19 protein-coding genes and 2 tRNA genes are annotated in these 20,203 nt (G+C 73.4%); 11 read left to right on the top strand and 10 right to left on the bottom strand.

Annotated features, from left to right (window positions below):
- Positions 1–3 precede the first annotated feature (3 nt).
- The 3 genes from AB0N27_RS25740 to AB0N27_RS25730 all read right to left on the bottom strand — a co-directional run bounded on the left by AB0N27_RS25740 (position 4) and on the right by AB0N27_RS25730 (position 2,761).
- Positions 4–726 carry an ABC transporter ATP-binding protein gene (locus tag AB0N27_RS25740; protein ID WP_364374818.1) on the bottom strand — a complete coding sequence of 241 codons (723 nt, stop codon included), beginning with the start codon at positions 724–726 and terminating at the stop codon, positions 4–6.
- The gene (locus tag AB0N27_RS25735) at positions 723–1,655 is read right to left on the bottom strand and encodes an ABC transporter ATP-binding protein (protein ID WP_364374815.1); all 933 of its coding nucleotides are present in this window, start codon (positions 1,653–1,655) and stop codon (positions 723–725) included. Before AB0N27_RS25735 ends, AB0N27_RS25740 begins: the two co-directional genes overlap by 4 nt.
- 125 nt (positions 1,656–1,780) lie before the next feature.
- Positions 1,781–2,761 (bottom strand): DUF5937 family protein, encoded by a 981-nt coding sequence (locus AB0N27_RS25730; RefSeq protein ID WP_364374812.1) that lies wholly within the window; start codon positions 2,759–2,761, stop codon positions 1,781–1,783.
- Between the two features lie 70 nt (positions 2,762–2,831).
- Here AB0N27_RS25730 and AB0N27_RS25725 point away from each other — a divergent pair, with 70 nt between their 5' ends.
- Positions 2,832–3,647, top strand: coding sequence for an isocitrate lyase/phosphoenolpyruvate mutase family protein (locus AB0N27_RS25725; RefSeq protein WP_364374809.1), 816 nt, complete (start codon positions 2,832–2,834; stop codon positions 3,645–3,647).
- An 82-nt stretch (positions 3,648–3,729) separates the two neighbouring features.
- Here the strand turns inward: AB0N27_RS25725 and AB0N27_RS25720 are convergent, their stop codons facing one another.
- Complete coding sequence (locus AB0N27_RS25720; protein ID WP_364374807.1) at positions 3,730–3,975, bottom strand: DUF6458 family protein; 246 nt, start codon at positions 3,973–3,975, stop codon at positions 3,730–3,732.
- Positions 3,976–4,124: 149 nt separating this feature from the next.
- Between AB0N27_RS25720 and AB0N27_RS25715 the strand changes: the two genes are divergently transcribed.
- Together AB0N27_RS25715 and AB0N27_RS25710 are read left to right on the top strand one after the other, a co-directional pair.
- Positions 4,125–4,197: transfer RNA gene (locus tag AB0N27_RS25715), tRNA-Gly, on the top strand.
- 33 nt (positions 4,198–4,230) lie between these two features.
- Positions 4,231–4,305 (top strand) — tRNA-Val (locus AB0N27_RS25710).
- A 398-nt stretch (positions 4,306–4,703) separates the two neighbouring features.
- Here AB0N27_RS25710 and AB0N27_RS25705 read toward each other — a convergent pair.
- A complete protein-coding gene (locus AB0N27_RS25705; protein WP_364374804.1) occupies positions 4,704–5,678 on the bottom strand; it encodes a nitroreductase in 975 nt (324 codons plus the stop codon).
- 194 nt (positions 5,679–5,872) lie between these two features.
- Here AB0N27_RS25705 and AB0N27_RS25700 point away from each other — a divergent pair, with 194 nt between their 5' ends.
- Complete coding sequence (locus AB0N27_RS25700) at positions 5,873–6,511, top strand: response regulator transcription factor (RefSeq protein WP_285793775.1); 639 nt, start codon at positions 5,873–5,875, stop codon at positions 6,509–6,511.
- Between the two features lie 10 nt (positions 6,512–6,521).
- Here the strand turns inward: AB0N27_RS25700 and AB0N27_RS25695 are convergent, their stop codons facing one another.
- From AB0N27_RS25695 to AB0N27_RS25675, 5 genes are all read right to left on the bottom strand, one after another.
- Positions 6,522–8,198, bottom strand: a complete 1,677-nt coding sequence (locus AB0N27_RS25695) for a GAF domain-containing sensor histidine kinase (RefSeq protein ID WP_364375026.1) — start codon at positions 8,196–8,198, stop codon at positions 6,522–6,524.
- Positions 8,199–8,294: 96 nt separating this feature from the next.
- The gene (locus AB0N27_RS25690) at positions 8,295–9,317 is read right to left on the bottom strand and encodes a nitroreductase (protein ID WP_364374802.1); all 1,023 of its coding nucleotides are present in this window, start codon (positions 9,315–9,317) and stop codon (positions 8,295–8,297) included.
- 312 nt (positions 9,318–9,629) lie between these two features.
- Entirely contained in the window at positions 9,630–10,481 is an 852-nt protein-coding gene (locus AB0N27_RS25685) for a universal stress protein (protein ID WP_364374799.1), read from the bottom strand.
- A gap of 11 nt (positions 10,482–10,492) precedes the next feature.
- Entirely contained in the window at positions 10,493–12,886 is a 2,394-nt protein-coding gene (locus AB0N27_RS25680; RefSeq protein WP_364374796.1) for a phosphoketolase family protein, read from the bottom strand.
- 65 nt (positions 12,887–12,951) lie between these two features.
- Positions 12,952–13,812, bottom strand: coding sequence for a universal stress protein (locus AB0N27_RS25675; protein WP_364374793.1), 861 nt, complete (start codon positions 13,810–13,812; stop codon positions 12,952–12,954).
- A 147-nt stretch (positions 13,813–13,959) separates the two neighbouring features.
- Between AB0N27_RS25675 and AB0N27_RS25670 the strand changes: the two genes are divergently transcribed.
- The 7 genes from AB0N27_RS25670 to AB0N27_RS25640 all read left to right on the top strand — a co-directional run bounded on the left by AB0N27_RS25670 (position 13,960) and on the right by AB0N27_RS25640 (position 20,150).
- Positions 13,960–14,196: an HTH domain-containing protein gene (locus AB0N27_RS25670; protein ID WP_007457155.1), complete on the top strand. Its 237-nt coding sequence runs from the start codon at positions 13,960–13,962 to the stop codon at positions 14,194–14,196.
- Complete coding sequence (locus tag AB0N27_RS25665; protein WP_364375023.1) at positions 14,196–14,774, top strand: Clp protease N-terminal domain-containing protein; 579 nt, start codon at positions 14,196–14,198, stop codon at positions 14,772–14,774. The genes AB0N27_RS25670 and AB0N27_RS25665 overlap by 1 nt, the downstream gene beginning before the upstream one ends.
- A gap of 93 nt (positions 14,775–14,867) precedes the next feature.
- The gene (locus tag AB0N27_RS25660; protein ID WP_364374789.1) at positions 14,868–15,872 is read left to right on the top strand and encodes a diacylglycerol kinase family protein; all 1,005 of its coding nucleotides are present in this window, start codon (positions 14,868–14,870) and stop codon (positions 15,870–15,872) included.
- Positions 15,865–16,866 carry a YihY/virulence factor BrkB family protein gene (locus AB0N27_RS25655; RefSeq protein WP_364374786.1) on the top strand — a complete coding sequence of 334 codons (1,002 nt, stop codon included), beginning with the start codon at positions 15,865–15,867 and terminating at the stop codon, positions 16,864–16,866. The genes AB0N27_RS25660 and AB0N27_RS25655 overlap by 8 nt, the downstream gene beginning before the upstream one ends.
- 70 nt (positions 16,867–16,936) lie before the next feature.
- Positions 16,937–18,427, top strand: coding sequence for a phosphatase PAP2 family protein (locus AB0N27_RS25650; RefSeq protein ID WP_364374783.1), 1,491 nt, complete (start codon positions 16,937–16,939; stop codon positions 18,425–18,427).
- Positions 18,428–18,437: 10 nt separating this feature from the next.
- On the top strand, positions 18,438–19,253 hold the full coding sequence (locus tag AB0N27_RS25645) for an endonuclease/exonuclease/phosphatase family protein (RefSeq protein WP_364374780.1): 816 nt from the start codon (positions 18,438–18,440) through the stop codon (positions 19,251–19,253).
- Positions 19,254–19,301: 48 nt separating this feature from the next.
- Positions 19,302–20,150 carry a hypothetical protein gene (locus AB0N27_RS25640; RefSeq protein ID WP_364374777.1) on the top strand — a complete coding sequence of 283 codons (849 nt, stop codon included), beginning with the start codon at positions 19,302–19,304 and terminating at the stop codon, positions 20,148–20,150.
- Positions 20,151–20,203: the final 53 nt, after the last annotated feature.

Below are 20,203 nucleotides of genomic sequence, written 5' to 3'. Positions count from 1 at the left end.
GGGTCACCTGGCGTCCGGTGCGGGCTCGGACGGCTGCCCGGCCGCCTGGTCGTCGAGGTGCCCGTCGTGCAGGCGGATCACCCGGTCGGCCAGGGCCATCATCACCGCGTCGTGCGTCGATACCAGCACGGTGACGCCTTCGGACTCCGCTATCCCGCGCAGCAGGGCCATCACCGACAGGCCTGTCTCGGCGTCCAGTTGCCCGGTGGGTTCGTCGGCGAGCAGGAGCCGGGGCGAGGCGGCCAGCGCGCGGGCGATCGCCACCCGCTGCTGCTGGCCGCCGGACAGCTCGGCCGGCCGCTGCTGGGCGTGGTCGGCCAGGCCCACCAGGTCCAGTAGCAGCTCGACCCGCCGTTCGCGCTCGGCGGGGGCGACGCGGGCCAGCCGCAGCGGCGCGGCGACGTTCTCCGTTGCCGACAGCACCGGGATCAACCCGAAGCTCTGAAAGACGTACGACACCTTCTCGCGTCGCAGCCGGGACAGGCCGTCCTCGTCGAGCGCCGTGACGTCGGTGCCGTCGACGTGCACGGTGCCGGCGTCCGGGCGGTCCAGGCCGCCGATGACGTTGAGCAGGGTGGTCTTGCCCGAACCGGACCTGCCGACGAGCGCCACCATGGAACCGGCGGCCACGTCGAACGACACGCCGCGCAGGGCGTGGACGACTGTCGGCCCGGTGCGGAAGCGCCTGTGTACGCCCCGCACGCGCAGCAGGGGCTCGCCGCTCATTCGCCGCTTCGCGAGTCGGAGCGGATCGTGATGTGGTCGGATTCCAGGGCCAGCCGGACCCGTCGGGTCAGTGACAGCGCCTCGCGGAACTCGCGGGGCACCTGGACCCGCCCGGCCCGGTCCATCACGGCGTACTCCTCGGCTGTCATGTGCGTGTCGCCCTCCGCGTCGGTGGTGGCGCGGCGCAGCACCTCGCTGCTGGTGCGACCATCCCGGATCGCGACGGTCCGTTCGACCTGGCCGCTGACCTCCGGGTCGTGGGTCACCACGACAACTGTGACGCCGTACCGCCTGTTGACGTCCCGCAGCACACCGAAGACCTCCGCGGACGTGGCGGCGTCCAGCTCACCTGTCGGCTCGTCGGCGAGCAGGACCTGCGGCTGGTTGGCCAGTGCCACGGCGATCGCGACCCGCATCTGCTGCCCGCCGGAGAGCTGCCTGGGGCGGCGGTCGGCGCAGTCGGCGACGCCGAGGCTGTCCAGCAGCTCGGCCGCGCGCTCCCGGCGTTCCTTCTTCGCGGTACGGGCCGCCGTCATCGGCAGGTCCACCATCTCCCGCGCGGTCAGGTAGGGGATCAGGTTGCTCGCCGTCTGCTGCCGTACGAACCCGACGGTGTGCCGCCGGTAGTCCACCCGGTCCGCGCGGGACATCGCCAGCAGGTTCCACCTGTCGACCCGGACCCGCCCGGCGGTGGGGGTGTCGATGCCGGCCAGGATGGAGAGCAGCGTCGACTTGCCCGACCCGGAGGCGCCGACGACGGCGACCATCTCACCGCTCTGCACGGCCAGGTCCAGTCCCTGCAGTGCCTGCACCTCGACCGACCCGGTCTGGTAGATCCGCACCAGGTTCTCGCAGACGATGAGCGAGTCCCGGCCGAACTCGGGTGCCCGCGCGGACGGCTGCGGCAGGGACAGCGGGTTGCTGGACATTCCCAGCAGTTTCGCAATCGGCGGCTTCGTTGACCATGCCCCGGGGCGGCTTTTCTGCGTAACGCGCGCTGCCGGTGCGCCTCACCAGCGCGCGAACGGCGTCGGGCCACCCGCCCGGACGTCGCCTACGCGGTGGCGGACAGCAGTGCCTCCGCGAGGTCGGTGCGGGCGCTGAGCAGGGTCCGGCCCCGGCGGTGGGTAACCACCAGGCCTGCCGCGCGCAGCGCCGTGAGGTGCTGGGAGACCCCGGCGGGTGACATCCCGCTGCGCCGGGCCAGCTCGGTGTTGCTGACCGGCCCGGTCAGCTCGGTGAGCAGCCGGGCCCGTCCGCGACCGAGCACGACGGCCAGCGCGTCCGGGACGCCGTTCGAGGGCTCCCACAGGGTGCCGAGCCCGCGGGCGGGGTAGGCGAGCTGGGGCGCGTCGCCGGCGGACACGCTCGCCACCGACGGCCAGACGAAGACCGACGGGACCATCACCAGGCCGGGGCCGTTCGCGACGTCCGGGGCCAGGCAGTGCCGCTGCGCGACGACAAGCGTGTCGTCCTCCCACCGGACCTGCCGGTGCAGGTCGTTCAGGAGCACCGCCGCGCCGTCCTCGGCGAGCAGGCGGGCGCGGGCGGTGACGTCGGCGTCGAGCAGCAGCCGCAGCCGTGGCCAGTGCGGTGCCAGGGCGATCCGCCAGTACGCCTCGATCTCCTCGCACAGGTGGCGCAGCCCGGCCGGCGGATCGGCGTACAGGGTGGCGAGCGCCGGCGGCCGGTCGCCCGGATACAGGTCCAGGTGGGCGCGGACGGTGTCGGCCGGGGTGGCGCGCAGGGCTGCCAGTTCGGCGACCAGGTCGGGATTGAGGCCGGCGGGAGGCGGGGTGAGGAAGTCCGCCAGGTAGCCGGGTGGGGCCGGTACGAGCTGCCAGAGCAGCGCGCCGTCCGCCTCGATGAGACCCGCCTCGATCAGGGGTCGACGTACCCGCCGTACCCAGGGCAGGTGGACCGCGTGGTCCCCGGGGTCGCGCAGCACGCGGACGCTCGCGACGACCTCCCAGAGGCAGGAGACGGCGAACCGGATGCGGGCGACGGCGCCCGCCGACATGCTGATGGCGACCACGGCACCCCCGGTGGATTCAGCTGGGACTGAAACATTACCGGCGGCGTCGGCGCCGCCCGAGACTTGCCGGGTGAGCGAACACCACACCCGAGCTGCCCTGTTCCGATCCCTGCACATCCCCGGGACGCCACTGGTCCTGGTCAACGCCTGGGACGCCGCGAGCGCCCGCATCGTGGCGGCGGCCGGCGTCCGCGCGGTGGCCACCACCAGCGCCGGCGTCGCCTGGAGCCTCGGCGCGGCCGACGGCGACGTCCTCGCCCGCGACGCGGCCGTCGACCTGATCGGCCGGATCACCGCCTCCGTGTCGCTGCCGGTCACCGCGGACATCGAGTCCGGGTACGGGGCGACACCGGCGGAGGTAGGCGTGACCACCCGCGCCGTGCTCGACGCCGGTGCCGTAGGCGTGAACGTCGAGGACGCCCACCGCGCGGCCGGCCCGCCGTTGCGCGACGTACCCGACCAGTGCGCGCGGATCGCGGCGGTGCGGGGCGCTGCCGACGCGGCGGGACTGCCGCTCTTCGTCAACGCCCGGATCGACACGTTCCTCGCCGGTGCCGGGGACGTCGACGAGACGGTGGCGCGGGCCACCGCCTACCTCGCCGCCGGCGCGGACGGCATCTTCGTGCCCGGGGTGGTCGCCCCGGAGACCATCAGCGCGCTGGTGGAGGCGGTGCCGGCGCCGCTGAACGTGCTCGCCGGACCCGGTGCGCCCACGGTGGGGGAGCTGGCCCGGCTGGGCGTGGCGCGGGTGAGCCTCGGCTCGTCGGTGGCGGAGGCCGCGTACGCGGTGGCCCGCCGGGCGGCCGACGAGGCCCTCGGCGCGGGCACGTACGGCGCGCTGGCGGACGCCCTCGACTACGGCACGCTCAACTCGCTGATGGGATGAGCGGCGTCGTCACCAGGCGTGGAACGGAGTGCGACGAGCCGGCCGCCTCGGGGGGAGGTGGCCGGCTCGGTAGGCGGAAGCCTCACAGCGGCGGGGCGATGTCCCGCCGCTCCTCGACCCGGCGGTACTCGACCGGCTGCTCGGTGCTGGCGACCACCGCGTTGCGGCGACGACCCCAGATCAGCGTGGTCATGATCAGGCCGAGCACACCGGCCCCCATCAGGATCCAGCCGACCACGTCGAGGTTGATGCCGCCGACGCTGGCGTCGAGCGCGAAGGTGAGGATCGCGCCGAGGGCGATCAGAAAGATGCTGGTGCCGATACCCACGACAGCCTCCTTAGGGGATGTGGTGTGCTGTCGAGGTCCTTCAGTACCCCGTCGTCAGGCAGCGCAACCGCCACCGCCGCAGGGTGCCGCGCCCGCCGATCTTGGCATCGGGTAGAGTCTCACCCGTCGCCGGCGCTCGCCGGGGGCGTGCGGACGTAGCGCAGCTGGTAGCGCATCACCTTGCCAAGGTGAGGGTCGCGGGTTCGAATCCCGTCGTCCGCTCTCGATCCGCCAGCTGGTTCCGGCGGAGACCACGGGCGATTGGCGCAGTGGGAGCGCGCTTCCCTGACACGGAAGAGGTCACTGGTTCAAACCCAGTATCGCCCACCATCCCTGAACGACCCGGTGGCCGTTCCGGCCGGCCGTTGCGGCACCCTGACCGCGCGCATCCAAGGCATCCCCCGTCGACAGCCGGTCGTTGGCTTCTGCCCGGAGCAGATCCGCTGCTGGTGAACGCGGGTGCCGCCGACCATGGCTGGCGGGCAGGGTGGCCGCATGCGACTGCTGATGGTGGGTGGGACGGGTTTCGTGGGCGGCGCGACGGTCGCCGAGGCGGCCCGCCGGGGGACGAATGAGATCTGGTGGTCGACACTGGCCGCGACGGAGGTCCACGGCGAGCGGTCGGTGCCGCCGCGCGCCGGACGTCCGGCGCGGGTGCGGTGGGCCTGGACGCGCAGCGGGAGGCGGCGCTGCTCGCCTGAGCGTTGTCGCTGCCGGTGGTGCCGGGGTCAGGCCGGCACCACCGGCAGCTCCAGCACCTCGTCGACCGAGCGGCGTGGGGTGGGCCGGCCCGGCTGGCCGTACCCGATCCGCAGCACCATCTGCGGGGTGCCGAACCGGCCCAGCGCCAGCCGCAACTGGTCCCGGGCGGTGGGCACCTCGATCGGTTGGGAGAGCATCGACACGCTGAGCCCGGCGTCGGTGGCGGTGAGCAGCAGCCGTTGCAGCGCCTGCCCGGCGACGACCTGGTCCACGGCTGTGTTGCCCATCGACCCGAGCACGCCCACCAGCGGCTCCGGTTCGAAGTCCCGCCCCGGCGCCCGGTCGCGGCCGCCGAAGCCGCGCGTCGGCAGCAGGTCCTGCGGTTCGCCCTGCGGGCCGCCGGCCGAGGCGGGTACGCCGTCCGGCGCGGGCTCCCGGCGCAGCCACTCCTCGCGTTCGGCCCGGTAGGCCGGGTCGCGCTCCAGCACCCGGTGCGCGCTGTGGGCGATCTCGCCGAACGCCGTGACCGCGCTGACCCCGACCAGCAGTTCCAGCCAGCAGTCCTCGGCGCGGGCCGCCTCGCCGAGCCGCCACCGCGCGTCGGCCGGCACCGGGTCCGGCCAGAACGGCATCCGGTTGCTGAACCGGCGGGGGATGGCCGCGTACAGGCTCTGCTCGGTGGGGGTGGGTCGACGCGGAACGTCAGGCACCAGCCGGGCCAGCAGGTCCGGCTCGGCCGGGTCGGGACGCAGTCGTACCCGGGCCGGGAGACCCGCCACGGCCAGCGCGACGCGTAGGTTGAACAGGGCCGCGCCGCAGGCGATCCGGACCCCCCACCCGTTCGGGTCGGTCGCCGGCAGCCGACGGGTCTGGTCGGCCAGCACCTCGATCCCACCGTCGCGCAGGCGCAGCCGCCACGGCTGGGTGTTGTGCAGCGACGGCGCCCGGACCGCGTCCACGGCGGCGGCGCGCAGGTGGGCCGGGCTGTAGCCGACGTCCATGGCGGTGCTCCTCTCGGTCCGGCCGGTCGCCGAGACGTGCGGCCGACGCACCCCCACGGTCCGCCCCACGGGTGGGTGACGAGCAGGGCCGGACGTCCCGACCAGCCGGGTCCGACCGCCCGCGAACTCCGGCCCGTCCTGATCGGGACCTTCGGCCCGTGCGTTGGGTCGCGGCAACGGGGTAGAAACGAGGGATGATCCGCGTCTTCCTCCTCGACGACCATGAGGTCGTCCGCCGTGGCCTGGCCGACCTGCTGCAGAGCAGCGGCGACATCGAGGTGGTCGGCGAGTCCGGCTCCGCGCAGGAGGCGGCCCGCCGCATCCCCGCGCTGCGACCCGACGTGGCGATCCTCGACGCCCGACTGCCCGACGGCAACGGCATCGACGTGTGCCGCGACGTCCGGGCCGTCGACTCGTCCATCAAGGGCCTCATCCTCACCTCGTACGAGGACGACGAGGCGCTGTTCGCCGCGATCATGGCGGGCGCCGCCGGGTACGTGCTCAAGCAGATCCGCGGCACCGACCTGGTCGACGCGGTGCGCCGGGTGGCGGCCGGGCAGTCGCTGCTCGACCCGGCGATCACCACCCGGGTGCTGGAGCGCATCCGCAACGGTGTCGAGCAGCCGCGCGAGCTGAAGTCCCTCACCGAGCAGGAACGGCGGATCCTGGAGTACGTGGCGGAGGGGCTGACCAACCGGGAGATCGCCGGGAAGATGTTCCTGGCCGAGAAGACTGTGAAGAACTACGTGTCGAGCGTGTTGGCCAAGCTGGGCCTGGAACGTCGTACGCAGGCCGCCGTCCTGGCGACCCGCCTGCTCGGCAAGACTCCCTGAGCCGACCCGGTCAGTCGCGCAGCGGAACTGTCCAGCACAGCTCGGTGCCGTGCGGCTCGACCCGGCGGACGGTGAAGATGCCCCCGTGGCCCTCGGCGCGTTCCCGCAGGTTGACCAGGCCGCCCCGGGCGGTGGCCGGGTCGCAGCCCACCCCGTCGTCGGTGACCGTCAGGCTGACCTGCCCGCCGTCGACCCGGACGGCGACGGTGACCCGGCTGGCCTGCGCGTGGCGGACCGCGTTCGACAATGCCTCGCGCAGCACGGCGGTGAGGTCCGGGCGGATGGCGTCCGGGACGGCGCTGTCCACCGGGCCGGTCAGCTCCAGGTGCGGCCTGAAACCCAGCGATTCGGCGGCCAGCTCGACCGCCTCGCGGATCTCGGTGCGCAGCGCGGCGGTCATCGGTGTGCGCAGCTCGAAGATGGTCCGCCTGATGTCGCGGATGGTGGCGTCCAGGTCGTCGACGGCCGCGTTGATCCGCTTGGCGACCTCGGGTCGGGTCATCATCGGCGCGGCGCTCTGCAGTTGCAGGCCGGTGGCGAAGAGCCGCTGGATCACCACGTCGTGCAGGTCGCGGGCGATCCGCTCGCGGTCCTCCAGGACCACCAGCAACTCCCGTTCCTCCTGACCGCGCGCCCGCTCCATGGCCAGCGCCGCCTGCCCGGCGAAGCTGCCCAGCAGGGCCATCTCGTCGTCGCTGGCGCCGCCGCCGCGCTCCGGCGAATGCGCGACGACGAGCACGCCGTGCAGCGTCTCCGCGGTGGCCAGCGGTGAGATCACCGCCGGGCCGGTGTGCAGCAGCGCCGGCCACGGCGCGGCGTGGCCGAGGTCGTCCACCTGGTCGTGGCGGCCCTCGGCGATGGCCCTCCCGAAGCTGGTGTCGGCCGCCGGCAGGACCGTGCCGACCAACCCGCGGGCCTGCTCGTCGACACCGTCGACCACCTCGACTGTGAACTGCTCGGCGTCGGTGTCGTAGAGCAGCACCAGCGCCAGCTCCGCCTCGGCCACCTCGCGGGCGCGCCGCGCCACCAGGGCCAGCGCGTCGGTACGGCGCACCTCACCGAGCAGCACCGAGGTGATCTCGGCGGTCGCGGCGAGCCAGCGTTCCCGCCGGTGCGCCAGCGCGTACAGGCGGGCGTTCTCGATTGCCACGCCGGCGGCGGCGGCGAGCGCGACGACGATCTCCTCGTCGTCCTCGGTGAACTGCGCGCCGCCCTGCTTCTCGGCCAGGTAGAGGTTGCCGAACACCTGGTCCCGGATGCGCACCGGCACGCCCAGGAAGCTGTGCATCGGCGGGTGGTTCGCCGGGAAGCCGTAGGAACGGGGGTGCTGGGTGATGTCCGGCATCCGCAGCGGCCGGGGCTCGTCGATGAGCAGGCCCAGCACGCCCCGCCCGTGCGGCAGGTCACCGATCCGCGCGTGCTGCTCGGCTGTGATGCCGTGCACGATGAAGTCGTGCAGCAGCCGGTCCGGGCCGATCACGCCGAGCGCGCCGTACCGGGCGCCCACCAGCTCCGAGGCGGACTGCACGATCCGTTGCAGGGTGGTACGCAGATCCAGGTTGGTGCCGATGCCGACCACCGCGTCGAGCAGGGCACGCAGCCGCTCCCGACTGGTGACCACCTCACCGACCCGGTCCAGCATCTCCTGGAGCAGTTCGTCGAGGCGTACCCGGGACAGGGGGCTCAACCCGAGAGACGGGGTCACCGGCGATTCGTGGCGGGGATGCGAAGGGCTGCTCGTCACCCGGCGATGGTAGCGCCGTGAATTTTCCGGCCGGGCTGCTCAGCCCTGCTCACCGCGGACCGCTGAGGTGTCGACCACCTGCTCGGTGGTCAGTCGCGGGGTGTGCGGCGGGCCGGCGTGTGCCGGGTCGGCGATCCCCATGCGCAGCACCAGGTACGGGTAGCTGAGCCCGGCGAGGAGCTGACGCAGCGTCTGCCGGGTGCCCGGCACCTCCACGACGGCGCTGAGCGGCACCACCGACACACCGAGGCGGGTGGCGGTCAGCCAACCGGCGGAGAGTGCCTCGCCGGCACGCAGCCAGCTGTCCGGTTCGTCCTCGTCGCCGTGCAGCAGCGCGTACACCGCGGCGCGGTCGTGGCCGGGACCCATCGGCAGGCTGCCGGGGCGGCCGAAGTCGCGGGCCGGCACCGTGGTCTGCGGGAGCTGCTCGGGCAGCACCTCCGCCGGTAGCCCGGTGCCGGTGCCGGCCCGGCCCGTCCAGTACGCCAGTTCGGCACGCAACTCCGGGTCTTCGGACTCGACCGTGTCGGCGTGCCCGGCCGTGGCGGCCAGCTCCAGCACCTGGTCGCGGTCGAGGATCTGCAACCGGCAGCCCTCGGCGGTGACCGCCCGGCTGATCTGCGTGATCGCGTCCGTCGGCACCGGCTCGTCGCTCACCGGCCGCCGGTCGGTGTGCCGGACCTGCATGCACTGCACCATGTGCATGGCGTCCGGGTCGGCGTCGGTGCGGCTCAGGTCGGTCAGCCGGGCCAGCAGCTCGCGGTCGCCCGGGTCGGGCAGCCGCTCCACGACGGCACGCCACCCCTGCGCGGCAAGCGCCACCCGGGCGTGGTGCAGGGCGGCGCCGCAGCTGATCGCGAGGAGCCGACCCTCCGGGTCGGTGGCGGCCAGCTTGCGGTCGGCGACCGAGCGCAGCTCCAACGCGTCGGGCAGCACCCGCCACCGCCACGGCTGCGTGTTGTGCACCGAGGGGGCGTGGCCGGCGGTGGCGGCGGCCTCCGCCAGCGCGGTGGTCAGCTGGCTCTCCTGACTCATGGTCACGACCTTTCCGTCTCTGCTCATCGTGCCTCACGACACGATGCCGTGCGGGACTTGCCGCACCATCCTGTGCCATCGGGCGTCAACCCGCAGGGGTCGCAGGTCCCGACCGCACCGGGACGTTGCGCCCGCACACCGACGAACTCCGGGTGTACGGTTGCCGCCCGGCCCCGGGCTGCGACGATGCGCAGTGGGGGCGGTGGAGTCGACCGAGTGTGTGCCGGAGCGGCCGGTCCGGGTCCGCCTCCGGCGGTGGTGGGCGTGGGAGGAGTTCTTCTCCCTGGATCCGTCGGACCCGTCGGCCGAGCGGCGGTGAACCACGAGCCCCGGCCGGTCTCAGCGTTCCCGGACCACCGCCACCGGGCAGTGGGCGTGCTGGATCAGCTGCTGGCTGACCGAGCCGAGCAGCATGCCGGCCAGCCCGCCCCGGCCCCGGGTGCCGACCACCACCAGCCGCGCGTCGCGGCTCGCCTCGATCATCATCGCCGCGGGGCTGCCCGGCACCAGGTCGACAGTGACGTCCAGGCCGGCGAACGTGCGCCGCCACGGCTCCACCAACTCCTCGATCGCGGCCCGCTCGTCGGGCACCCCGGCCGCCCCGCCGGGGCCCGGCGTCCAGGCGTGCAGAACGCGCAGCGGAACCTGCCGCTGCGCGGCCCGCTCCGCAGCGAAACCCAGCGCCACCTGCGACGGCTCCGAGCCGTCCACGCCCACCGCCACCGGGCCGACCGATGCGCCGCCCGGGACGTCACCGTCGCGGACCACGACGACCGGGCAGCGCGCGTGCGCGGCGACCGCCACCGCCGTCGACCCGGCCAGCAGGCCACCGAACCCGCCGTGTCCCCGGCTGCCGAGCACCAGGATCCCGGCCTCGGCGGAGCGCTCCTGCAACACCAGGGCCGGCGGCCCGTCGTACACCTGGCCGGTGATCGTCAGCCCGGGGTTCGCGGCCGTGGCGTCCGCCGCTGCCCTGCGGACCAGGTCCTCGACCTGCCGCCGGGCGGTGTCGTCCGGCCAGACGCCGGGCGCCACGCCCGGGCCCACCCAGCTGGCCACCGTCAGCCACTCGAACACGTACGCCAGTCGCACCGGCTGCCCGCTGCGCCGAGCCTCGTCCAGCGCCCAGTCCAGGGCCCTCGACGCGTCGGTGGAGCCGTCGTAGCCGACCAGGATCTCCGCGTCACGCACGTCGTCCTCCTTCAGCGGTTCGTCGGGTCGGTTTCGCGGACCCAGCGCCACTCCGCGACCTGGGGGTCGTCCTCGCCGTACCGGCGGGTGTAGTCGCGGGCGGCCTGCCGGGCGTCGACCATCTCCTGCCGCAGGTGCGCGGCGCGCGCGCCCAGCCCGGGCACCCGGTCGATGACGTCGATGACCAGGTGGAAGCGGTCCAGGTCGTTGAGCATCACCATGTCGAACGGGGTGGTGGTGGTGCCCTCCTCCTTGTAGCCGCGTACGTGCAGGTTCTCGTGGTTGGTACGGCGGTAGGTGAGCCGGTGGATCAGCCACGGGTAGCCGTGGTAGGCGAAGATGATCGGCCGGTCCGGCGTGAAGATGGTGTCGAACTCCTTGTCGGGCAGCCCGTGCGGATGCTCGGTGTCCGGTTGGAGCCGCATCAGGTCGACCACGTTCACCAGCCGCACCTTCAACTCCGGCAGGTGCTGGCGCAGCAGTTCCACGGCAGCGAGGGTCTCCAGGGTGGGCACGTCGCCGCAGCAGGCGAGCACCACGTCCGGTTCGGTGCCCGCGTCGCTGCTGGCCCACTCCCAGATGCCCAGGCCGCGCCGGGTGTGCTGGATGGCCTCGGTCATCGTCAGCCAGTTCGGCGCCGGCTGCTTACCGGCCACCACCACGTTGATGTAGTGCCTGCTGCGCAGGCAGTGGTCCATCGTGGCGAGCAGGGTGTTCGCGTCCGGCGGCAGGTAGACCCTGACCACCTCGGCCTTCTTGTTGACCACGTGGTCGATGAAGCCGGGGTCCTGGTGCGAGAAGCCGTTGTGGTCCTGGCGCCAGACGTGGCTGGACAGCAGGTAGTTCAGCGAGGCGATCGGCTGCCGCCACGGGATGGCCCGGGTCACCTTCAGCCACTTGGCGTGCTGGTTGAGCATCGAGTCGACGATGTGGATGAACGCTTCGTAGCTGGTGAACACGCCGTGCCGGCCGGTCAGCAGGTAGCCCTCCAGCCATCCCTGGCACAGGTGCTCGGAGAGCACCTCCATCACCCGCCCGTCGGGGGAGAGGTGGTCGTCGCCGGGCACCGTCTCGGCCACCCAGGCCCGGTCGGTCACCTCGAAGGCGGCACCCAACCGGTTGGAGGCGACCTCGTCGGGGCCGAGCAGCCGGAACGTCTGCGGGTTGGCGGCGATGACGTCGCGGATCCACGGGCCGAGCACCCCCGTCGCGCCGGCCATCGGCTGGCCCGGCTCGGGGACCTCCACGCCGTAGTCACGAAAGTCGGGCAGGGTCAGGTCTCGCAGCACCACTCCGCCGTTGGTGACCGGGTTGGCGCTCATCCGTCGATCGCCGCGCGGCGGCAGCGTACGTAACTCGTCCACCGGCGCGCCGGTGGCGTCGAACAGCTCCTCGGGCCGGTAGCTGCGCAGCCACTGCTCCAGCTCGGCCAGGTGCGCCGGGTTGTCGCGAACCTCCGACAGCGGCACCTGGTGGGCCCGGTAGGTGCCCTCCACCTGCTTGCCGTCGACCTCGCCGGGGCCGGTCCAGCCCTTCGGCGTCCGCAGGATGATCATCGGCCAGCGGGGGCGTTCGACGACACCCCCGGTACGCGCCCGGCTCTGGATCGCCGCGATCTCGTCAAGCGCCCGGTCCATCGTCGCGGCGAGGGTGCGGTGCACCTCGGCCGGGTCGTCGCCGGCCACCACGTACGGCTGGTAGCCCGACCCGTGCATCAGTTCGAGCAGGTCGGCCTCGGGGATCCGGGACAGCACGGTCGGATTCGCGATCTTGTAGCCGTTGAGGTGCAGGATGGGCAGCACCGCGCCGTCGCGGGCCGGATTGAGGAACACGTTGGAGAGCCAGCTGCCGGCCAGCGGACCGGTCTCCGCCTCGCCGTCACCGACGACGCACGCCACCACGAGGTCCGGGTGGTCGAACGCGGCGCCGTACGCGTGACTCAACGCGTACCCCAGCTCGCCGCCCTCGTGGATCGAACCCGGCACGTCCGCCGCGACGTGGCTGGGAATGCCGCCGGGGAACGAGAACTGCCGGAACAGCCGGGCCATCCCTGTCTCGTCGCGCGCCACGTCGTGGTAGCGCTCCGACCAGGTGCCCTCCAGCCAGGTGTTGGCCACGATGGCCGGGCCGCCGTGCCCGGGGCCGGTGACCAGCATGGCGTTCAGGTCGCGCGCCACGATCACCCGGTTGAGGTGGGCGTAGATCAGGTTGAGGCCCGGGCTGGTGCCCCAGTGGCCGAGCAGCCGCGGCTTGATGTCGTCAGGGGTCAGCGGGTCGCGCAGCAGGGGGTTGCCCAGCAGGTAGATCTGCCCCACGGTGAGGTAGTTCGCGGCGCGCCAGTAGGCGTCCAACCGGCGCAGCTCGTCGTCGGTGAGGGCGCCGTGCACGTCGAGAGCGGTGTCCATGATGCTGCCTCTCGCGGGTCGGATGGGCGTCCGGCGTCCAGCTTCGCGGCTGGCGGCGCCCCGGATCAGGGCCGTTGGTCCCGTGTCGGGCGGGCGGCGGGGCCGGTGAGCGGCTTCGTGGCGAGGCCTCGCACGACGACCACCGGGGCGGGGGAGTGGTAGAGCAGGGACTGGGCGACGGCGCCCAACATGGCTCGGCCTGGTTCGTCACCCCGGGCCGCGACCACCGCCACCTGCGCCGAGCGGGACGTCTCGACGAGCACCTCGCCGGGATCGCCGCGCTCGACACGGCTCTCGGTCACCACCCCGGGGCGGTCGGCGGTGTGCCGAGCCAGCGCCTCGGTGAGCTGCTCGGTGACCGCGTCGGTGTCCTCGTCGTACTCCGCCACCCGCATGGCCAGGAGTCGTGCGCCACGCTGGGCCGCGCACTCCAGGGCCCAGCGCAGGGCGAGGTGGGAGCTGGGTGAACCGTCGACGCCGACAAGCACCGGGCCCTGCGGCGGTGGCTCGCTGCGGACCGCCAGCAGTGGGCAGCCGGCCCGCGCTGCCAACTGCACCGCGGGCGTCTCGGCCGGTACGCACTTACCGCTGCCGGCCATGCCGCTGTCGCCGACCGCCAGCAGGAAGGCCGCCTCCGAGCGCCGGATGAGAGTCATCAGCATGGCGCTCTCGACGATCTCGCCGCGTACGGTGAGCCCCGGTTCGGTCCGGTGGGCGAGTTGGGTGGCCTGTGCGATCAGCTGCTCGGCCCGGTCCCGGGGCGCGGCGACGGTGTCGGCGGCGAAGGCCGCGTGCCAGTCGAAGGTGTGCAGCAGGCGCAGTGCCCGGCCGTGCCCGGCGGCCTCCAGGGCCGCCTGCTGGACGACCGGGAGATCGCGCTCCGAGCCGAGGCCGACGATCACCTCCGCATCGGCGGATGCGGTCATCCGACATCACCTCCCGGGCGTCGCGCCCGGCACGACCACGCTGTCCCTCACCGAGGGTAGTCGGGCGGGTGCGGCAGCGGGGCCGGTTCACCCACGCCTCGTCAACCGAGGTTGACACGAGTGGCGCTGTCAACGTATGTTGACGGCATGAGTCAGGCGACGGAACTCGCGGCGGCAGCCGGCAGCACCGACCCCCGGGTCGGGCTGCGCGCCGTTCGCGCGCTGCGCCGGCTGCTCGAGCGGCTCGAGGTGGTCCAGGTGGACAACGCCCGTCGACAGGGCTGGTCCTGGCAGGAGATCGCCGACGCGCTCGAGGTCAGCCGGCAGGCGGTGCACAAGAAGCACGCCGGACGACCGGCGGTCAACTCATCCTGGGAGGCGTGATGTTCGAACGGTTCACCGACCGGGCGCGCGACGTGGTGCGGCGGGCGCTGGAGGAGGCACGGGCCGAGGGGCAACGACCGGTCGGCACCGAGCACCTGCTGCTCGCCCTGCTCGCCGACGAGGCCGGGCTGGCCAGCCGCGTACTGACCGACGCCGGCGTGCGCGCCGACGACCTTCGCGAGCGGGTACGCCGGCACACCGCCAGCGGCGGCGCCGGCCTCGGCGACGCCGACGCGGCAGCCCTGCGGGAGATCGGCATCGACCTGGCCGCGATAGTGGCCCGCATCGAGGAGTCCTTCGGCCCGGACGCGCTGCGCGAGGCCGTACCCGCGCCGCGCCGCCGCTGGAGGCGCAGGAGGCACCTGGGCGGGCCGTTCTCACCCCGGTCGAAGAAGGTCCTGGAGCTGTCCCTGCGGGAGGCGCTGCGCCTGCGCCACAAGCACATCGGCACCGAGCACATCCTGCTGGGCGTGCTCCGCGAGGGCCACGGGCTGGGCGCGCAGGTGCTCACCGAATCCGGCGTCGACCTCGACGATCTGCGCCAGCGGGTGGAGAACGCCCTGCGGACCACCGCCTGACCGCCCCGCAGGCGTTGAAACCTGTCTGTGGCACTTCCGACGCCCGGCGTCCACGGGCTCGCTGAAGCCGTCCCGGTGCTGCACACTGACGCCGTGGATCCTGGACAGGACAGACGACCCTCGGGCGGCGACGGCGGGCTGCGCTCGGCAGTGGTGGTCAACCCGGTGAAGGTCGACGATCTCGACGAGCTGCGACGCACGGTCGACGACGCCCTGGCCGCCGCCGGCTGGCCGGCCCCTCAGTGGTACGAGACGACAGTCGACGACCCGGGCCGGGGCCAGACCGAGCAGGCAGTCAAGGACGGGGTGGACCTGGTCTTCGCCTGCGGTGGCGACGGCACCGTGATGTCCTGCGTCAGCGCGCTGGTCGGCACCGAGGTGGCCCTCGCCGTGCTGCCGCAGGGCACCGGCAACCTGCTCGCCGCCAACCTGGGCCTCTCCACCGACCTGGCGGCCGGCCTCCAGGTCGCCGTCGAGCGGGGCCGTCGGCTGCTCGACGTCGGCGCGGTCGAGGACCGCTACTTCACGGTGATGGCAGGCATGGGCTTCGACGCCCAGATGCTCGAAGCCACGAACGAGACCACCAAGGCCCGCATCGGCTGGCCGGCGTACGTGGTGGGCGCCGTCCGGCACCTGCGCGACAGGCCGATGCGGGTGCAGATCCGCATCGACGACCGGCCACCGGTACGCCGTCGGGCCCGCTCGGTCCTGATCGCTAACGTGGGCCGGCTCCAGGGCGGCGTACGGCTGCTCACCGAGGCCGAGCCGGACGACGGCTGGCTCGACGTCGCGGTGCTCACCCCGCACAGCCTGCGGCACTGGCTCGCGCTCGGCTGGGCGGTGATCCGCCGCAGCGGCGAGGTGCCCCGGATGGAGGTGTTCCGCGGCCGCAGCGTGGTGGTCACCAGCAACCGGGCCCAGCCGCGCGAGCTCGACGGCGACCTCATCGCCCCGGGCCGCCAACTGCGGGCGGACATCAAGCCCGAGTCGCTCTGGCTCTGCGTCCCCCAGCCGCAGGACGCCCCCGACCTGGCCGTCGACGCACAGGGCGCCGGAGAGCGGGGCGAGCAGCTGATCGAGGAAGCGCGCCGTGAGTAGCACCCGCATCGTGCCGGAGACCCGGCTGATGGCCGACGCGGAGCTGTCCGCCGACGACGCCTGGCGCACGCTGCGCCGGCAGGGTGGCTGGCACCTGCTGCGGGACGCCTTCATCCGGTTCCGCTACGGCGACGGGTTCAGCCACTCCCGGGCGTTCGCGCTGCAACTGTGCCTCGCCGTGGTGCCGTTCCTGATCGCCCTCACCGGGCTGGTCAGCGAGCTGGGCGTCCGGGAGGGCGGCCAGGTGGTCGCCGATACCGTCCTGGCGCTCACTCCCGGCCAGAGCGAGCAGGTGGTCGGCGAGCTGCTCGGCGAGGGCGAGCGGGTCGAGGACGCCGGGGAGCTGGCGCTCACCCTGGGTCTGCTCACCGGCCTGATCGCGTTGACCACCACGATGGCCCAGATCGAGCGGGGCGCCAACCGCATCTACGGCGTCGAACGGGACCGCCCCGCGCTGGGCAAGTACCTGCGCGCCGCCGTCCTCGCAGTCACCGCGGGCCTGCCCGCGCTCGCCGGGTTCCTCATCCTGGTCGGCGGCGGCGCGATGGGTGACTCGGTGCGCGAGCACTACGAGTGGGGCGATGTCGCCCAGGGCATCTGGGACGCCGTACGTTTCCCGCTGAGCCTCGGGCTGACCGTGCTCGCGGTGGCCGTGCTGTTTCGGCACGCGCCCCGCCGCCGGCAGCCCGGCCTGTCCTGGCTGCTCTTCGGCGCCGGCATCGCCACCGCCCTGTGGTGGATGGCCAGCCTGCTGCTGGCCGCGTACGTGCGGTTCAGTGACGGCTTCGGGCAGACCTACGGCGCGTTGACGGGCATGATGGCGCTGCTGCTCTGGGCCAACCTGACCGGGATCGCGCTCTTCGGCGGGCTGGCGTTCGCCGCCCAGTTGGAGGCGCTGCGCATCGGCGTGCAGGAGCCCGCCCAACCGGACCTGTGGGAGCCCGACGCCCAGCGCGGCGAGCTGCTCGACACCGGGGACATGTCCGCCCTGTAGCGCCCCCCGCGTGTACGCACGACGCGGATCGGGTAAAGCGCCTCGCCAGAGACGACAAGGGAGGTGCGGGGTGACCGCGGTCAAAGAGGTGGCGCGGCGTCCGATCGGTCATTTCGCCGAACGGAGCGTCGCCGGCCTGGCGGCCGTCACTGGCGCCGGGGTGGCCTTCGGGCTGCTGTTGCTGCTCGTGCGGGTGCGCTGGAGCCCGTTGCAGGACGCGGACCACGCCGTCGCCGAGTGGTTCAACGGGCTCGTCGCCCCGCACCACGCACTCGTCACAGTGCTCCAGGCGGTGACCGACCTGGGCGGCCGGCCGATTCTCATCTGGCTGGTCACCATCGCGGTGGTCGGTCTGCTGATCCGGCGGCAGCCCCGACTGGCCGTCTACCTGATCATCACAGGGGTCGGCGGTCTGATCCTCGACCCGTCACTCAAGACGCTCGTCGGCCGGCTCCGCCCGATCGTGGACGTGCCGGTCGCCAGCGCCCCGGGGAACAGCTTCCCCAGCGGGCACGCGCTCGGCTCGTTCGTCGCGTACGGGGCGCTGCTGCTGGTGTTCCTGCCGGCGATGGCGCCGCGCTGGCGTAAGCCGGCGATCGTCGGCGTCGGCGTGCTGGTGGCGCTGATCGGCCTGACCCGGATCGCGCTGGGCGTGCACTTCGTCTCCGACGTGTTCGGCGGCTGGCTGCTCGGCGCGGCGTGGCTGGGCGTCACCGCGTACGCCTTCCGGCTGTGGCGGCGCGAGCGGGGCCGGCCGGTGCCGCCGCTGAGCGAGGGTCTGGAGCCGGAGGCCGGGCACGACATCGCCCCCGCCCCGGCCGAGGAGCACGTGCTGGCCCATCCGCGCTCGGCGGTGGCCGAGCTGCTGGTCGGCTGGGTGCTCGTGTTCGGCGCGCTGTACGGCTTCGGCACGTACGTCAGCTACCACGCCAAGGGCACCTTCTTCGACACCCTGGACACGGAGGTGCCGCGCTGGTTCGCCGAGCGGCACACCGAGATGCTCACCGACCTGAGCTGGTGGTGGAGCAAGTTCGGCGACACCCACGCGATCCTGCTCATCTCGCTGGTGTTCTGCCCGCTGGTGCTCGCGGTGTGGCGGCGTTGGCGGCCGGTGCTGTTCGTGGCGCTGGCGATGATCGGCGAGCTGACCCTCTTCCTCGCCTCGGCGCGGGCGGTCGACCGGCCGCGTCCGCCGGTGGAGAACCTGGACGGGCAGATGCCCACCTCGTCGTTCCCGTCCGGGCACATCGCGGCGACGATCTGCGTCTGGCTGGCCATCACCCTCATCGTGTTCCCCCGTACCGACCGCTGGTGGCGGTGGGTCTTCGTGGCGCTGGCCGTGATCATGCCGGTCGGCGTGGCCACCTCGCGGATGTACCGGGGCATGCACCACCCGACCGACTTCATGGGTGCGATCCTGCTCTCCGCGCTCTGGATCGGGCTGCTCTACCTCGTCGTCCGCCCGAACGCCGACCTGAAGGAAGGCAACCAGCCGGCCATCGAGTCGGAGGACGTGCACACCCTCGACGACGAGCTGGCGCGGGCCGGCCGGGCCGATTGAGCGCGGCGCCGTGCTGCGCGTGATGACCTGGAACATCCGCACCGGCGGGCGGGACCGCGGTGGTTCCGACCGGTTGGATCAGGTGGTCCGGGTCGTCACCGAGCAGGCGCCGGACGTGCTGGCCCTGGAGGAGCTGCGCGGCTTCGACCGCGACGGGCTGATGGCCACTGTGGCGGGCCGGGTGGGGATGGCGCCCCACCTGGCCCGGTCCTGCTTCGGGCAGCCGGTGGCGGTGCTGGTCCGGCCGCCGTACCGGGTCGTCGACGCGGGCCCGGTGCGCCGCCCGTTCCACCACGCCGCCGCCCGCGCCGTGGTGGCCACCTCCGCCGGCCCGCTCACCGTGGTGGGCGCCCACCTCTATCCGTACTCCGGTGGGCGCCGGCGGATGGAGGTCGACTGGCTGGTGTCGGCCGTGCGACGCGCGCCCGGGCCCCTGACGCTTGTCACAGGCGATCTCAACTCGCTCGATCCGACCGTCGACCACACCGCACGGCTGGCCGGGATGCCCGCGATGTACCGGCGGCGGCACCTGCGACGGGCCGGCGGGACCGTGGACACCCGTGCCATCGCCCGGTTGCTTGCCGCCGGGCTTGTCGATCTCTGGCCCGCGTCCGCCTCCGGGGCGCCGGAGGCCGAGGGGCTCACCGTGCCCACCCGGTTCGGCGGGGCCGAGTTCGCCGGAATGCGCCTGGACTACCTGTTCGGCAGCCCCGAGCTTGCCGAACGCGTCACCGACTGTCGGGTGATCCGTGGCGGTGCGGCCGACACGGCCTCGGACCACTATCCGCTGCTTGCCGACCTGGACCTCGACAACGCTCCACACTGAACGGTCCAGGACCGTGAGCCGTGGCACGGGACCGTTATCGTGCCCACCGTGACCGACCGACCCACCGATCACCCGCCGCTGCCCGGTCGTCCGGGCTCTCCCACTACGGCACGTACGGCCGGGCACGGGGGAGAGCCGGCCGCCGTCGCGCTTCCGCTCGTCGCGGCGGTCGCGCGCGGTGTGGCGCTGGTCGTGGTGCTGCCGGTACGCCTGCTCTGGGAGCTGATCGAGGCTGCCGGCCGGCTGGTGCACCGGCACCTGCTCACCCCGGCCGGCCGGTTCCTGCGCCGCTGGCTGCTGGCGCCGCTTGTCTGGTGCGTCCGCCACCTGCTGTGGCTTCCGCTGGTGTGGGCGGCCCGCACGCTGGTCTGGGTTCCGCTGCTGTGGTCGGGGCGGGGTCTCGCGTGGCTGGCCCGCGTGCTGGTCTGGGTTCCGCTGGTCGCCCTCGGCGGCCTGCTGGCGGTGGTGGGGACGGCGGTGGGGCGTGCTGCCCACTGGCTGTTCTGGAGGCCGTTGGTGTGGCTGGGCGCGCTGCTCGCACCCGTCGGCGAGGTCCTCTGGCGGGGTGTGGAGCTGCTCGGGGGTGCGTTGGTCTGGCTGGCCAGCGGGATCTGGCGGGGGGTTCGTGGCCTCGGTCGCCTGCTCGCCGCCGCCGTCCTCGGCGCGTGGCGGACGGCCGGACGGGTGCTGCGGCTGCTCTACCGCCTGCTGCTGCGCCCGCTGCTGCTCGGAGCCCGGTGGGTCTGGTCGGTGACGGTGGTGCCGGTGGCGCGCGGCGTCAGGGCGGCCTGGCGGGCCACCGTCGCGCCGGTGGCCCGCTGGATCCGCCGGTCGGTGTTCGACCCGGCCCGGTTGGCCTCCCGTGAGGTGCTCACCGCACTGGGTTTGCGCCGCTGAGGCGGTCGGGCCTCACAGCACCAGGTTGAGCAGGACTGTCAGCACCACCGAGG

This window comes from Micromonospora sp. NPDC093244 (assembly GCF_040683695.1).
Classification (GTDB): Bacteria; Actinomycetota; Actinomycetes; order Mycobacteriales; family Micromonosporaceae; genus Micromonospora.
Note: the sequence above shows the minus strand (reverse complement) of the source record. Positions and strands in the feature narration are given on the sequence as shown.